The sequence below is a fragment of the uncultured Cohaesibacter sp. genome, assembly GCF_963556055.3.
Classification (GTDB): domain Bacteria; phylum Pseudomonadota; class Alphaproteobacteria; order Rhizobiales; family Cohaesibacteraceae; genus Cohaesibacter.
In genome coordinates, this window is sequence record NZ_CAUVYE020000002.1 from 89,467 (window position 1) to 104,769 (window position 15,303).

The following is a 15,303-nucleotide window of genomic DNA, read 5'->3' on the forward strand; positions in this document are numbered from 1 at the left end:
TATTCAGGCAAATTGATATTGTTTAACTCAGATATCAATGGAACTGATGCCATGCAGACACTCGACCTCGCCTTGCTCAAAAATTTCGTTATCGTCGCGCAAACCGGCTCGATCAGCCTTGCCTCACAGCAGGTGGGGCGCACCCAATCAGCGCTCAGCATGCAAATGCAACGGCTCGAAGAGCAGTTGGGCAAAAGACTGTTTCACAGGACCGGGGCAGGCGTGCGCCTGACAACAGTGGGTGAGCGGCTGGTGGTGCATGCGGAGGCCCTGTTGGCCCAACATGATGAAATGGTCATGGATATGAGCGGTTCGGCGCTTCGGGGCACCGTCAGCCTTGGCTGCACGGAGGATTACGCCAGTGCGTTTCTACCGCAATTGCTCGGCAGCTTTTGCGCCACCTATCCCGATATCGATCTCAGACTTGTCTGTGCGCCCTCCAATGATCTCAGACCACAATTGCAGCAACGCATGCTCGACATGGCTCTGGTTTCCCTGCCCTCGCCGGAAGCGGAAGGCGTCATCCGTCGCGAACAGCTCGTGTGGGTGGCCAATGATGCTGATCCCGCAATCCTTTCGGCTCCGATTCTCCCTCTTGCCCTGTCCTCTCCGGCCACGCTTGACTATCGCGCGGCGTCAAGTGCGATGGAGGCGATCAGTCGCCGCTACCGGGTCGCCTATGCCAGCAACAGCCTTGCCGGACTGCTGGCGATTGCCCGTTCGGGTCACGCGATCAGCGTATTGACCAGAAGCGCGGTGCCGCAGGACTTGTGCATCATCGGTGATGCCCTTCCGCCCTTGCCCGCCATCGGGATCACGCTCGAGGTTGCCGAACAGCGGGCCTCTCTGGCGGTTACAACGCTCAGTGATCATATTTGTTCGATCTTGCCGCACCTTTAGCCTCCCTTTGCGGAATGGGTTTGATGTGTCCGGTTCAGTTTCCTTCTTTCGGTGAATCTGTTAGCCTTCCCTGACCCAATCATTGTGTTGAAAAAGGCTTTGCCGATGGCCCTGGACATTTCAGGTCTTCTTGTTTCCAACGCTCAAAACACTGCGACAAGCTCGCTACTGAAGACCTTGCAGAGCGGTTCGCAGATCGGAGCCATGCTGAAAAGCATCACGAGCAAGCCAACGGGCGAGGCCGTGCTTCAGCTCAGTGTTGCAGGGCAGTCGCTTGACCTACAGGCGAGCCCGGAAGCCGCCGCGAAACTGACCGCGGGCGGTTCGGTCATTCTGCAAATGACACAGGGCGATAGCGGTCCGCAATTGATCATCCGGCCGATGACGGCACATCCGGGCACCGAAGCCAGCCCCCAAAGTCAGGTTTCCATAGCCACCCAAAGCTCAGGCAGTGAGACACCGGTGACAAGGGGAAGTGCAGAGCCAGCCCCGCAAACCTACACGCAAAGAGGAACGAGCCCGGCACAGCAGGCAACGCAAGGGGCCACGAGCCCGCAAGGGCAAACGCCCAGCGCGGGGCAATCGGGACAAGGCATCCCGACCTTTGTTCAGGTGAACTCCGGTTCTCTTCCTTCCGGCAACACCGGCGGCGAAGCGCTCCCCCGGACCGTCTTGCCAGGCGGCACGCAACCAGCGCAACAGACATCCGGGACAGCAGGATCGCAGCTCGCAAGTCAGTCCACCTCCGGCATGCCAACACAAGTCGGCGCAGAGGCCGGGGCACAAAGTGCAAGTCAAAGTTCAAGCAATGCGCAAGTCGGGCAAAGTGGGCAGACCGTTTCCCCTGCCCCAACGGGTTCTGGCGGTGGTGGCGGACCCATTGGACAATCAACGCTTCAGGGACCCGGGCAAAACGGGCAGGCCAACATGCAAATGTCGGCACAACCTGTCACCCAAGCCCCGGCGGTCAACGAAACGGCCAATGGACCCAATGCTCCGACAGCGCAGGCCGGACAATCCACGTCTCTCGCCGCGGGAGCCAATAGCGGTAACGGATCGCTTGCGCAACCGACGTCACAAGCTGCGGGCCCGGTGCCGCAAGCCGCTGCGCAGTCATCGACCCGGCCAGCATCCCAGACCCCTTCGGGCGCACCGGCTCAGGTGATGACGGATGGAGCAGCGCAAACAACCGCGAGCGGGCAAAATGGCCGGATATGGCAGAGCCCAACCTCGGCCAATATGACAAGGACCACCGGTGCGATGACGGAGACAAGCGGAGGGGAGCGGGCGGTTACGCAGGGCTCACAGGTCTCGTCTCAGCAGGCAAGCTCTCCATCCGTGCCGCAAGCTGCGCCAAACGCCCCTGCCCCTGGTGCAACCTCCCAGAATATGCCGGGCATTCAGGCCCAGCAATCGGTCGTCCTTCTGAACAAGGCAGATAGCGCAGGCAAAGACAAAGCCATCAAGGCCGAGACGCCCAACGTCTATACGGCAAGCGCGCAAAGCACGGATAGAGCTCAGACAACGGGATCGAGCGGTACGAGTACGCCTCTGGACAATCTGGTCTCCCTGCAACGCAATACGATGAGCCAACAAGGCTCCATGACCGACCTCTTTGCCAATTTGCAGTCCTTTCTGGGGCAAATGGAGGCTGGCCAGCGCCCCGAGATATCCAAGGATGTCGAGACGGTCATGCGTTGGGTCATGGGATTCCAGCTCCCCACCGAGGGCACGGACAACTCCAAACAGGCAGGTGACGCCTTGCGTCAGATTTTCGCTTCGCTGGGCCTCATGGGCAATTCCCAAGGCGAAACAGCCGACGCGCTCATCGCGACCAATTTCAAGGCGACATTGACCCTTTTGCAAGCGATGCTGCCCGAGAGCAAGGCGAGCCAAACCCCGACGAGCCAGCAAAGTGCCAGTGATCAGCCCCCTTTGCGGGGCGCGCCCCTGCAAGGACAGGATGCAAGGCCTTCGACAATTCTGCCCTCGGACAGTGACGAAGCGGCCTTGTCGCAGATACGCCGGAATGTCGAGGCGGCCCTCGCCAGAGCCACCTTGTCGCAAATCGCTTCCTTGCGCTCGTCCTCTCCGGAGAACAGCCCTCACACCAGCCATGGCTTGCCGGTCATGCATGCCGAGGTACCGGTCGCCCTTGCCAATGGCACTGCCATGATCCAGATGACGATCCAGCAGGAGCTCGAAGACGAGGACGAGGAGGCGCAGGAAAAGGACGGCAAGAAGCGCAAGCGGGGCGCAAACTGGTCCGTGAATTTCGCGCTTGATGCTGCTCCTGTCGGCGCGGTTGATGCTGGAATCCGATTGCGGGAGGAAAAAATCAGTCTCACCCTTTCTGCCGAGCGACAGGAAACACTTGCCTTTTTCAAACAATCCGCTCCAATGCTGCAAAGCATGCTCGAAGAGGTGGGGCTTTCGCTCGAAGGGCTGATCGTCAATAGCAAACAAAGTGAAGCCGACATTGTCCGCCGCGCTTTCATGCCAGTCTTTCAGGGACATCTGGATCGAACCTTATGACACAATCCTCACCCCCTTCTGATGACACATCCAAACTGGCGGTCGCTCTGCAATATGATCAGGGCACGGACCTCGCTCCTCGTGTTACCGCCAAGGGCCGAGGGGAAACGGCGGAACGGATCATCGAGCTTGCCCGCGAGCATGGGGTCGTGGTGGAAGGCGATCCGGCTCTCGCCGAAGCCCTGTCGCAGGTGGAGCTTGATGATTATGTACCCGAACATCTGTTCACGGCTGTCGCCGTGGTGATCAGCTATGTCATGCGCGCAGCAGAGAAAAAGCGTAAAAGTCCATTTTCGGACGAATAATGGCACGCTTGCCGCCTGGTGGTCGTCAGAGCCAGCAATCAGGGCACTGCCGGTTGGCAAAAAGGAAAAGGCGCGCCAGCAAAGTGGGCTGGCGCGCCTTCGCACAATCTGGAGAACCCAGTCGGAGATTAGTCGTCCAGAGGTGCGAAGCTACAGGTGAAATGCCGCATCAGTTTTGGTTCCCTGATGATCCTGAACCCCTTGAGCTGATCCTTCTCAGCTGCCAGTTGTTCAAAGGCTTCCACCACGTAATCAGCGTGGGATTGGGTATAGGTCCGGCGCGGGAATGCAAGGCGCACCAGTTCCATGGCCGCCGGTTTTTCCGAGCCGTCGGTCTGGCGGCCAAACATCACCGAACCGATTTCACAGGAGCGGATACCGCCAATTTCATAGAGCTTGCAGGCTACGGTATGGGCGGGATATTTCAACGGATCAATGTGAGGCAGCCAGCCTTTCGCATCAACGAAAACCGCGTGACCACCAGCCGGTTTGACAACCGGAATACCAAGTGCATCGAGTTTTTCGATGATATATTCGTTGGTGCGGATGCGATAGCGCAGATAATCCTCGTCGATGATTTCATGCAGCCCTTGCGCCAGAGCCTCAAGATCGCGTCCGGCAAGCCCGCCATAGGTCGGGAAGCCTTCGGTCTGGATGAGGCGAACACGGGCTTGTTCCGCAAACGAATCGTCATTGAAGGCGATCCAGCCGCCAATATTACCAAAGGCATCCTTCTTGGCGCTCATGGTCATGCCGTCGGCCACCGAGAAACAATCTCTCACGATGTCCCTGATGGGTCGGTTCTGCTGACCCTCTTCCCGCAGCTTGATGAACCAGGCATTTTCCGAGAACCGACAGCCATCAATAATGAAAGGTTTGCCATATTTGTGCGCCAATTCAGCAACGGCCCTGATATTGGCAAGGCTAACCGGCTGACCACCGCCAGCATTGTTGGTGATGGTGATCATCACCATGGGAACGCTGTCACCATGTTGCTCGAGGAAGGCTTCGAGCTTTGCGAGATCCATATTGCCCTTGAAGGGATGCAGGGATGCAGGGTCCTTGCCTTCATCGATCACCAGATCGAACGCCTCGGCACCACTTGCCTCGATATTACCCCGCGTGGTGTCAAAATGGGTGTTGGAGGGGACAGTCTTTCCCGCGCCCCCAAAGATGGACACAAGGATCGCTTCGGCCGCACGACCCTGATGGGTCGGAATGATATGCTCGAACGGCATCAGGTCCTGCACGCTATCCTTGAAGCGATAATAGGACGGTGATCCGGCATAGCTTTCATCGCCGCGCATCACGGCGGCCCATTGTTCCGAACTCATGGCGCCGGTGCCTGAGTCGGTCAGAAGATCGATGATGACATCCTCTGACTTGAGCGCGAACAGGTTATAGTCGGCAGCCTTGAGCCTTGCCTCGCGCTCGGCGCGCGTGGTCATGCGAATGGGTTCTACGGATTTGATACGGAAGGGTTCGATTATGGTCTTCATAAAACAGCTCCGGTCTGATCAGCCCGGGTTACTGTTTGAAACCATGTTCAGTGTGAACGTCCGGGCTGTGCGCCGCGGTTGCCCTCCTCCTGATCCATGAAAACAATCATTGGATCAACCTGGATGACCGCGCTCAGCGCCGAAAGGTTTACGAGGGCAAGTGTGGCAAAAGCTGTTAGCAGGGTCAAGAGGGTGATGTGGTCGGGATTTGCAAAAAGAACAGTTTTTTCTGATGAAAGATCACAGCTTTCAAGCAAACCAATTTTTATGGTTCCGCTCGCTTCTGACGCAGAATTCCGTTTCAGAATTGTTATCTGAGTTGGTCACATTGGTCAGAAAATACGGCATATTGAACATGTGTTGCTTAAGTTCTTGATTGTTTCATTTGCAATGGGCGACATGCATAAAGTATTTCACGCTATTGTTATTCTGGGCTCTTTTCTGCGTTAAGGGCAGATTTTTTATTCCTTCTGGCATTCAGCCGTGTTTGTCTTTCATCGCCCTCAAAAATCGAGCCCCAACTCAGCCTTCACCTTCCTTGTCAGCTTTCTGGCGATGATCTCATACGCTGCATCAAGATGAAGCTTGAGATCAGCATCGCTCATCGCGTCTGGTGATTGCAACTGGACCCATTTGGCCCGCGCCAGATAGGGCGCCGGGATGAAGCCTGGCTCGCCGGTCAGAATTTCATACGCCATGTCCGAACATTTGAAACTGAAACGGGCCGAACCTGTTTCGCAATCCTCTGTACTGCAAATCGCAAAAATCTTGTCGCCGACTTTCCAGACGGAAGCATCTCCCCACTGGATCACATGGGTGGTGCCCTTCATGGCACCGCAATAGGCGTCAAATTCATCCCGCGTCATCGTTGCCTCGCTTTCATGGCTTGCTTGAACAGGCTTTGCCTTGCCTCGATTATCAGATTGCCCAGGGCTCTGAAATCCTCCTTGCGCGTCGAGGTCTTGCGCCAGACCAGCGTGATCTTGCGCGGCAGAGACGAAGGCAAGGGAACCTTGACCACTTCGTGCCCGCGTGTCAGGCCTGCATCGATCGCCATATCCGGAATCAGGGTCGAACCCAATCCCTCTTCTACCATCGCCAGCAATGTGGGCAAACTGGTAGCGTCAAATTCGGAGTCCTTGTTGAGCAATCCCGGAAAGGCCGACAGGGCATGCTGTTGCAGGCAATGGCCTCTTTCCAGCAGCATCAGCGACTCTCCCTTGAGAAAAGCTCCGTCCACAATCTCCCGCTCGCTCATTACATGATCCGGTGGGGCGACGAGATGATAGCCATCTTCGAACAACTCAAGAGACTCGAAATCTGCGACGTCATGAGGCAAGGCAACAAGTGCGACATCCAAACGGCCATGTTTGAGGCCTTCAAGCAGCTGTTCTGTCAATTCCTCGCGCAAATAGAGCCTCAGGCGTGGATATACATCTCGCAGAATCGGGCGCAATCTGGGAAGCAAGAACGGGCCTATGGTGGGAATGACCCCCAAATGCAGATCGCCTGCCATGGCATCCGATTCCATGTTTGCCATCTCGACCAACTCCTCTGCCTCGGCAAGCAGGCGCCGGGATCGATCTGCGATCTTGCGACCAATCGGAGTCATGATGACAGACCGCTTTGATCGTTCGGCCAGGGTTACTCCAAGTATCGTTTCCAGCTCCTTCAATCCCGCACTCAGTGTCGACTGGGTGACATTGCACCTCTTGGCCGCGTTGGAAAAATGCAGCTCGTCGGACAGGGCAACAAGGAAGGTCAATTGGCGCAGAGAGGGCAGCATGTCAGTGATCGATTTTTCCGATTAATTTATCAAAAATTACTCATTTCTCTAATAACTAAATAATTGCTAGAGTGGCGTCAACTTCGAAAACAACCAAAATCTTATGACCAAGGAGTTCATCATGACTGATATTGAAGTTGTCGCCGCCCCTGCCCTGCCGCGCCTGAATGAGAAAGCCCCGGATTTCACCGCCAAAACAACAGCTGGCATCAAGACCCTTGCCGACTATGAAGGCAAATGGCTGATCCTGTTTTCGCACCCGGCTGACTTCACGCCTGTTTGCTCGACCGAGTTCATGGCCTTTGCCAACGCCTATGACCAGTTCCAGGAGATGAATTGCGAGCTTCTGGGCCTGTCTATCGACAGCGTGCATTCTCACATTGCGTGGGTTCGCAGCATCAAGGAAAACTGGGGGGTTGATATCCAGTTCCCGATCATCGACGACATTTCGATGTCCGTTGCCAAGGCCTATGGCATGATCCATCCGGGCGCTGGCGATACATCTGCCGTTCGCTCCACCTTCTTCATCGATCCGAAAGGCATTCTTCGCGCCATGGTCTATTACCCAATGTCCAATGGTCGCTCCATTCCGGAATTCGTCCGTCTGCTCGCTGCAATGCAGACCTCGGATGCCAACGGCGTCGCCACACCGGAAGGCTGGCAGCCAGGTGACAAGGTTATCGTTCCCCCGCCATCGACCGTGGCCGGGGCAGAAAGCCGTGCCTCCGAAGGCTATGAAACCATTGACTGGTATTTCTCCAAAAAAGAACTCTAGGCAGAGATGTCTCTTGAGAGGATCAGACGTCGGGGCGCACCATGCGCCCCGACTTTTCCATAATTGGAACCGGCCATCAGTTTTTGGGCAAGCGGATTTCAAAATGAGCACCGGGTGCACGATCCAGCAATCGGATCGAACCGCCATGCGCCTTTATGATTTCTGCAGAAATGGCCAGCCCCAAACCGGTACCGCCCTTGCGGGCAGAGCCCTGAAAGGGCCTGAAGAGATTTTTTCTGGCTGCGGCGGGAACACCTGGCCCAGTGTCGGAGATTTCGATCACCACCTTGCCATTTTCCTCCCTTGCCCTGAGTTCGATACGGCTGATGACGGACATTTCCGCGCCCAGCTGCATGACATCGGCAGCGTTTCGGCAAAGATTGAAAAGCACCCTGAACAACTGTCCGGGATCAGCATAGATCTCGAAATCCTGCGGAACCTGATTGAGAAACTCTATGCGTGCACTTTCGGGCAGTCCCAGAAAATCATGCACTTCCTGCCCCAATTGATGCAGCTTCAAAAGACGCTTGTCCGGTGGCGCTTCCTGGGCCTTGCCGTAGGACATGACACTGCGTGAATAATCAACCGCCCTGTCAAGCGCACTCATCAGCTTGGGCACCACCCGTTGCACTGTCGGGTCCTCGAGCAAAGCCAGTCTGTCGGAAAAGAGCTGGGCGGAAGCGATGATATTGCGCAGATCGTGATTGATCTTGGAAACCGCCATGCCAAGCTCTGCCAGTCGCCGCTGCCTTTGCAGGTTCTGGGCAAGGATCGTTTCCATTTCGGCCAGCCGCCGCTCTGTCATGCCGATTTCATCCCGGCGCTCCGAGGGCCTGATCACCGCCCCGCCATCTTCGGGGTCGGATGAAAAGGTCGCCATATTGTCAAGAAGATGCAGGATCGGGCGCACCAGCAAAGCCCTCAGCGAAAGATAGACCAGACTGGCGGTCATGATTGAAATGACAAGGGAGAGAAGCAGGATGTTGATCGAATAGGCAACCATGTCCCGACGCAGATCGGTTTCCTTGAAAACCAGCTCTATCATGCCCTGATCGTCTGCGGTCTGGCCGACGATCCTGATGTAGCGCCCCTCACCCCAGATCAGGGTATCGAAAGCGGCAGAGATTTTCTGAAACGGGTTCATGGCCTCGATATCATCATCACGCTCAATCTCGCCGGGCGCTTCCATCATCGCAAGCATCCGGCGCTGGGTGTCGGTTCGCAAGGCAAGGGTATTGATCTTGAGGCGTTTGAGCAGGTCCTCCGCAAGCTCCTGATTCATGAGGTGGCTCGGTGACTTGGTATAGATACGCGCAGCGACCTCGGTCAACTCCAGCTTACGGGTCAACCAGTCATGGCGAAATTTCGAAATGGAAGGGACAAAGATCAGAATCTCGCTCAACATGACAAACAAAAGAGTGAGGATGAGAAGTTTAAGCGACAAGCCGAAGGCCGGTGCGCGATCCCGAGGCCTCTCAAGAGATCGCGCAGGCTGCATTTCGTCGGATTCAGGTGCGGCTGAGGATACCGCCTTGTTCGTCTCATCAGGTTCGATGACCATACGCACACGCTCTGTTTTCCAAGGTTCGGGTCTTGTCCATAATCGGGTTTTCCAAGTTAGCGAGAACAAGGCCGTACCCAACTAATCGCCCGAACCAGCAGAATTGACAAGTGTTTTCGCCTCTACAAAGAAATCGGGTCTTGGAAGGAAGTCTTGTCGAGGAACCTGACAAACCGCAAAAATCCAGTCTTTTTCGTTTGAAAAACAACCAAACGTGCCTTATGCACCTCTTGTCGGGCTTTGTATGATCCCTCACATTATGGCGATCCTGACCCGCCGCGCGGTTCATGACATCGTGACCCGCCTGTTCTTCGGTCCCTTCAAGGCCGTATGATCCAATGACAACCGGAGCCCCGAATGCAATCCGATTTGCTTTATGGCAAACCCCCTCTGAGTGAGTTTTCAGACGTTGACTGCTGGATTTTCGATCTGGACAATACGCTTTACCCGCGTCACGTCGATCTGTTCAAGCAGATGGAAGTCAAGATGAATGAATTTGTCTCCCGTCTGCTGGATCTTGAGACCGAGAAAGCCTCTCAGTTAAGGCACGATTATTATATCAAGTATGGCACGACCATGCGTGGTCTGATGGTCGAGCATCATATCCAGCCGGATGACTTTCTTGAATTCGTCCATGACATCGACCATAGCAGGGTTCCGCCCGATCCCCTGTTGGCCGAAGGTATTCGTCAGCTTCCCGGCAAGCGCTACATCCTTACCAACGGGACACAGGATCATGCGGAAAAGGTTGCTGCACGCCTCGGCATAACCGGGCTATTTCACGACATATTCGATATCGTCTGGGCGGATCTTGATCCCAAGCCCAACCGGGCACCTTATGACAAGCTTCTGGCGCAGACCGGTCTTGCCCCCCGAAGGGCCGCCATGTTCGAGGACCTGCCGCGAAATCTCAAGATCCCTCATGAGCTCGGCATGAAGACCATTCTGGTTGTTCCAAGCCACACGCGCGACGTTTTTCACGAAAATTGGGAAGCGGGTGCAGAGGAAACGAGCCATGTGCAGTTCATCACGGAAAGTCTGGGGGAATTCCTCAAGGACATGCGGCTTTCGGTCTCCGAAGCGGACAGGCGCTGACAGAGCCTGCCCGTCAAGATGAAAATGCCTTTCGTCCTGCAAGGTGTAACCGGTTTTGCGACTCATTTCTATTGACGCCTCTGTCAAGTTTGACTATAAGGCCGGTTCAATAGGCGGCTCGTCATGTGCCGCCTTTTGCTGTCGGTGTGGTCCATGCGCCTTTCACGGCGACAAGACAGACCGACACTTCGAGAAAGCAAAACGCAACCCCGTTTTGTTAGGTTGGCTGCTCGTCCTTCCTGGCCTGTTCAGTATTGAGGGCTGATGTGATGTAGCGGCATGAGCAGACCAGAGCGGTCTGCATGGAAAACAAGGATAGGCTCCATGGCCAATACAGTTTCTGCCAAAAAGGCAACCCGTAAAATTGCACGTAAAACCGCGATCAACAAAGCACGCCGCACACGCGTTCGCACATATCTGCGTTTCGTTGAAGAAGCGATTGAATCCGGTGATCAGTCCGCTGCTTCCGACGCCCTGCGTAAAGCTCAGTCCGAACTGATGCGCGCTGTTGCAAAGGGTGTCTTCCATAAAAACACCGCTTCTCGCAAAATTTCCCGTCTGAGCAAACGCGTCAAGGAAATTGCCGCCTAGATCGGACATTGCCCTTTCATGAAAAGCCCGGCCAAGCCGGGTTTTTTTGGGCCAACCGGTTCGGCCGTCATATAACTGTCACTAATACGGATAGAGAGAATCGGCGGAGCAAATCTTGTTCCCCTTTTGATCACAATTTGAAAAATCATTGTTTTTCAATATCTTACAAACATTCTGGTTTTTCCAAATTTTCGAAATGCGATTCTCTCCGGGGTCAAGATCTCAAGCGATAAAAAAAAATCGGCTGGGACTCTTTTGCATAATATAAACGTTTGGTGACAGAATCTGAGGAGTCGCAAGGAGATAACCCGGTCAAGTAACTTTTTACCAAAATGGAAGAATTTTTTTGATCGCTTGGCGAGCCAAGAATCTGCGGTTATCGATCTTGCACCCATGTACGGGGCTGTGTATTCTCCGCTCTTGCAGGGACGTGGTTGCAAAGAATGAGAAAAACGGACAGGCGTTTTTGAAAGCAATGCAAGCAACCTGAAGAGACCTGATCTGCACTTCGTAACCGGCGCGTACGGGCCGGGCGGACTTGTGGGCAGCAAGGTGGCAGATACGGCTCGCCGGGCCCTTATGCGACTGTGCTTTTGTTCTGATGAGCCCTTGCACATGCGCCCACGGATTAAGATATTTTGTAGCTTCATCTGGTGGCCTTGATTGTCACCCGAGAAGGAGAGTTTGTCCTTGAGTGAATTGGAATCCTATGCAGGTGACATTGATGTGCTGGAAGCCTGGCAAGAGATGTCAAAGGATCCCACAGCGGTACTCATTGACGTGCGTACCCATGCGGAATGGAATTATGTCGGGGTACCGACATTTGATGACCCGCAACGGGAAGTATTATTGGTCGAATGGCTTTCCTACCCCTCGATGCAGGGGCAGGCCGACTTTGGTAAGCGGCTGAAAAAGGAGCTTGAAGACCGTAATGTAGCAAATGATCGTGCCTTGTTTTTTCTGTGTCGCTCCGGGGCTCGCTCCCGACATGCGGCGATCGAGATGACAAGGATATGGTCGGGGCCTTGCTACAATATCGCTTCAGGATTTGAGGGCGATCTGGATGACCAGTTGCATCGGGCCAGTTGCAACGGATGGAAGCATGCCGGTCTACCCTGGAAGCAGTTTTGAGGCGATAGCTAAGACATTTCCGAATTGCCAGGCTCGGTCGTTCGGGATTGATATTTCAATCTGGTCGTATGCAGGGAAGCGAGATAAAACTCGCCAAAATTGCGACTTATCAAGGAAAAAGCTGTTTTTGGCGGCTAATAGGCTAGAAAAACAATATGACAATACAGCAGACGGCCACAAAGGGAAATGTTGAGATGAAGGTGGGTGCGGCGGCTCATCAGGCTTTTCCTGGGGCTGACTCCCCAAAAGAGGAGCCTTCGGTGAAAGTGGGCAAAGAACAATGGGATCGCGTCAAAAAGAGATTGCGCGCGGAACTTGGTGAAGACGTTTTTTTCAAGCTGGTTCGCCAGTGTCGAATTCGAAGATGAACAGAATGGTCTTGTCATTCTTTCCGTCTCTACCCGATTTTTGAAATCCTGGATCCAGTCCCATTATGGCGACTTGCTGATGGCGCTCTGGCGTGAGGAAAGTGAACTGATCCGGCGCATCGATCTTTACGTGCGCGGTGCGGTTCGTCCCAAACCTGCCCAGAGCAAGGTGCAGTCCAAACCGGCCGATGTGGTCGACAAGGACAGCGGGTTTACCCGCCCTGCTGCAACCATTGCCATGAGCCACGACCAGGATCAGCTTGGCGGCTCGCCGCTTGATCCCCGTCTTACGTTCGAAACATTCGTTGTTGGCCAGTCAAACACTCTGGCTCATGCAGCGGCAAAACAGGTCGCGATGGCGCAGCCCGGACAGCCGGTTTCCTTCAATCCGCTGTTTCTGCATGCCTCTGTCGGCCTCGGCAAAACCCATCTGCTGCAAGCCATTGCCTGGGAAGCCAAGAAATCCAATTCCTCGGCCAAGGTTCTCTATCTGACCGCCGAACGCTTCATGTATAGCTTCGTTCAGGCGCTCAAGAGCCAGTCTGCGCTCGATTTCAAGGATACCTTGCGCGATATCGACATTTTGCTGATCGACGATCTGCAATTCCTGCAAGGCAAGTCGATCCAGCAGGAATTCTGCCATACGCTCAACAGTCTCATTGACGGGGCGCGGCAGGTTGTCGTTGCTGCTGACCGTCCGCCGGTTGAGCTGGAAAGCCTTGATGAACGCGTTCGCTCGCGCCTTGCAGGCGGTCTTGTCAGCGAATTGCAGCCTTTGGAAAAAGAACTGCGCCGCTCCATTCTGGCCGATCGCGCCTCTCAAGCTGCGCGTCGGGATCCGAACCTGACCATTCCGGAGCTGGTTCTCGACCATGTGGCTGGCATCATCCGGTCCAATGGCCGCGATCTTGATGGCGCTTTCAACCGTCTGATGGCTCACAACCAGCTGACCGGTGCCCCCATTTCCATTGAAATGGCCGAGCAGGCGCTCAAGGACTTGGTCCGCTCCAAGGAGCCGCGGCGTATCCGCATCGAAGACATCCAACGGGTCGTCTCCAAGCATTACAATGTGTCGCGTTCGGATCTCCTGTCTTCTCGTCGCACACGCACCATCGTTCGTCCACGCCAGATCGCGATGTATCTTTCCAAGATGCTGACTCCGCGCTCCCTGCCGGAAATCGGGCGTCGTTTCGGAGGCCGCGATCACACCACGGTTCTGCATGCAGTGCGCAAGATCGAGGAATTGGCGGCTTCGGACAACGGGTTGCAACAGGAAATCGAAATGCTGAAACGCAATATCGCCGAATAGCGGTCGCGTTAGCCATACGGTTTAAGGATAGCGGCCTTTTGCTGCTGAAAACTGGAAGAAATATGAGGGGATCGTGCCATTTTCGGAACGATCCCCTTGCCATATTCATCCAGACGGGTCAAAGTTGCGTCCCCACCATTTTTGGTCGGCCAAGCATTCGGCCACAGGCTGGGCGCGTACGATCTTTGTAGTGAAGTTAGGGAAATTGGGATATGAAAGTCACTCTCGAACGGGCAACCCTGCTGAAGTCTCTGAACCATGTCCATCGGGTTGTGGAACGGCGCAATACCATTCCGATCCTGTCCAACGTGTTGCTTCGGGCTGAGGGTGGTGATCTGGTATTCAAGGCAACGGACCTGGATCTGGAAGTGCTGGAAACCGCGCCCGCCATGGTCGAGGTAGGTGGTGCAACCACTGTGCCAGCCCATATGCTCTATGATATCGTGCGCAAGCTGCCTGACGGGTCGGAAGTCACCTTGACGACCAACGAAGAGCAGACCGCCCTTGCGATCAGCGCAGGTCGGTCGCATTTCACCTTGCAGATTCTTCCCGTGACGGATTTCCCCGATATCACCGCCGGTGAGTTTTCGCACAGCTTCAAGATTCCGGCGCTGGATCTCAAACGCCTGATTGATCACACCCAGTTCGCGATTTCAACCGAGGAAACCCGCTACTATCTCAACGGCATCTATTTGCACAGCGTCGAGACCGACGGCATGACTTTGCTGCGCGCTGTGGCAACTGATGGCCACAGGCTGGCGCAGGCACAATTGACCGCGCCCATCGGTGCTGCGGGCATGCCCGGTGTCATCGTGCCGCGCAAGACCGTATCTGAGGTGCAAAAGCTGATCGAGGATCCAGAGGCCAATATCGCGGTTGAACTCTCGGACACCAAGATCCGCCTAACAATCGGGCCTGTGGTTCTGACCTCGAAGCTGATCGATGGCACATTCCCCGATTATGAAAAAGTGATCCCGAAAAACAATGACCGGGTCATGAAAATCGAGAATGCGATATTTGCTCAGGCCGTTGATCGCGTGTCGACCGTATCGAACGAGCGGGGTCGGGCTGTCAAACTGAGCCTTGAGCCGAACAGTCTGATCCTTTCGGTTTCCAACCCGGATTCGGGAACCGCAACCGATGAATTGTCTGTCGAGTATGACGCCGAGCCAATGGAAATCGGTTTCAACGCCCGCTATCTGCTGGACATCACAAACCAGCTCGAAAGCCAAAGCGCCCAGTTCCGGCTTGCGGATTCCGGTTCGCCTACCCTTATTCAGGACGACGGCGACAACAACACGCTTTATGTCCTGATGCCGATGCGCGTCTAGGGCGAGAGCGCTCTTTTTCGTTCTTTGATCAATTGAAACAAAGGTAAGGCATTTCATCTTGAAATGCCTTATTGTTTTTGAAAGGCACTTTTCAGGGATTCGCGTCATGGCTTCCCA

13 protein-coding genes and 1 pseudogene are annotated in these 15,303 nt (G+C 55.0%); 9 read left to right on the top strand and 5 right to left on the bottom strand.

Going from position 1 to position 15,303, the window contains the following annotated elements:
* Positions 1-51 precede the first annotated feature (51 nt).
* The 3 genes from ACHZB8_RS00510 to ACHZB8_RS00520 all read left to right on the top strand — a co-directional run bounded on the left by ACHZB8_RS00510 (position 52) and on the right by ACHZB8_RS00520 (position 3,740).
* On the top strand, positions 52-900 hold the full coding sequence (locus ACHZB8_RS00510) for a LysR family transcriptional regulator (RefSeq protein ID WP_316857948.1): 849 nt from the start codon (positions 52-54) through the stop codon (positions 898-900).
* 105 nt (positions 901-1,005) lie between these two features.
* Positions 1,006-3,435 carry a flagellar hook-length control protein FliK gene (locus tag ACHZB8_RS00515; protein WP_316857949.1) on the top strand — a complete coding sequence of 810 codons (2,430 nt, stop codon included), beginning with the start codon at positions 1,006-1,008 and terminating at the stop codon, positions 3,433-3,435.
* On the top strand, positions 3,432-3,740 hold the full coding sequence (locus tag ACHZB8_RS00520) for an EscU/YscU/HrcU family type III secretion system export apparatus switch protein (RefSeq protein ID WP_316857951.1): 309 nt from the start codon (positions 3,432-3,434) through the stop codon (positions 3,738-3,740). Before ACHZB8_RS00515 ends, ACHZB8_RS00520 begins: the two co-directional genes overlap by 4 nt.
* 128 nt (positions 3,741-3,868) lie before the next feature.
* Here ACHZB8_RS00520 and ACHZB8_RS00525 read toward each other — a convergent pair whose 3' ends face one another.
* From ACHZB8_RS00525 to ACHZB8_RS00540, 4 genes are all read right to left on the bottom strand, one after another.
* Positions 3,869-5,239, bottom strand: a complete 1,371-nt coding sequence (locus ACHZB8_RS00525) for a tryptophanase (protein ID WP_316857952.1) — start codon at positions 5,237-5,239, stop codon at positions 3,869-3,871.
* Positions 5,240-5,286: 47 nt separating this feature from the next.
* Positions 5,287-5,496 (bottom strand): hypothetical protein, encoded by a 210-nt coding sequence (locus ACHZB8_RS00530; RefSeq protein ID WP_316857954.1) that lies wholly within the window; start codon positions 5,494-5,496, stop codon positions 5,287-5,289.
* Positions 5,497-5,742: 246 nt separating this feature from the next.
* Positions 5,743-6,105, bottom strand: coding sequence for an MmcQ/YjbR family DNA-binding protein (locus ACHZB8_RS00535; protein ID WP_316857955.1), 363 nt, complete (start codon positions 6,103-6,105; stop codon positions 5,743-5,745).
* Positions 6,102-7,025, bottom strand: coding sequence for a LysR substrate-binding domain-containing protein (locus tag ACHZB8_RS00540; RefSeq protein ID WP_316857956.1), 924 nt, complete (start codon positions 7,023-7,025; stop codon positions 6,102-6,104). The genes ACHZB8_RS00535 and ACHZB8_RS00540 overlap by 4 nt, the downstream gene beginning before the upstream one ends.
* A gap of 121 nt (positions 7,026-7,146) precedes the next feature.
* On the opposite strand from ACHZB8_RS00540, the gene ACHZB8_RS00545 reads away from it, so the two are divergent.
* On the top strand, positions 7,147-7,800 hold the full coding sequence (locus tag ACHZB8_RS00545) for a peroxiredoxin (protein WP_316857957.1): 654 nt from the start codon (positions 7,147-7,149) through the stop codon (positions 7,798-7,800).
* A 76-nt stretch (positions 7,801-7,876) separates the two neighbouring features.
* Here ACHZB8_RS00545 and ACHZB8_RS00550 read toward each other — a convergent pair whose 3' ends face one another.
* On the bottom strand, positions 7,877-9,361 hold the full coding sequence (locus ACHZB8_RS00550) for a HAMP domain-containing sensor histidine kinase (RefSeq protein ID WP_316857958.1): 1,485 nt from the start codon (positions 9,359-9,361) through the stop codon (positions 7,877-7,879).
* A 357-nt stretch (positions 9,362-9,718) separates the two neighbouring features.
* Here ACHZB8_RS00550 and ACHZB8_RS00555 point away from each other — a divergent pair, with 357 nt between their 5' ends.
* The 5 genes and pseudogenes from ACHZB8_RS00555 to dnaN all read left to right on the top strand — a co-directional run bounded on the left by ACHZB8_RS00555 (position 9,719) and on the right by dnaN (position 15,186).
* Positions 9,719-10,456 (top strand): pyrimidine 5'-nucleotidase, encoded by a 738-nt coding sequence (locus ACHZB8_RS00555; RefSeq protein ID WP_316857959.1) that lies wholly within the window; start codon positions 9,719-9,721, stop codon positions 10,454-10,456.
* A 324-nt stretch (positions 10,457-10,780) separates the two neighbouring features.
* Positions 10,781-11,047, top strand: coding sequence for a 30S ribosomal protein S20 (gene rpsT / locus ACHZB8_RS00560; protein WP_316857960.1), 267 nt, complete (start codon positions 10,781-10,783; stop codon positions 11,045-11,047).
* Between the two features lie 690 nt (positions 11,048-11,737).
* On the top strand, positions 11,738-12,178 hold the full coding sequence (locus ACHZB8_RS00565; RefSeq protein ID WP_316857961.1) for a rhodanese-like domain-containing protein: 441 nt from the start codon (positions 11,738-11,740) through the stop codon (positions 12,176-12,178).
* A gap of 155 nt (positions 12,179-12,333) precedes the next feature.
* A pseudogene (gene dnaA, locus ACHZB8_RS00570) lies at positions 12,334-13,855 on the top strand (chromosomal replication initiator protein DnaA).
* A gap of 212 nt (positions 13,856-14,067) precedes the next feature.
* Positions 14,068-15,186, top strand: coding sequence for a DNA polymerase III subunit beta (gene dnaN / locus ACHZB8_RS00575; RefSeq protein WP_316857962.1), 1,119 nt, complete (start codon positions 14,068-14,070; stop codon positions 15,184-15,186).
* Positions 15,187-15,303: the final 117 nt, after the last annotated feature.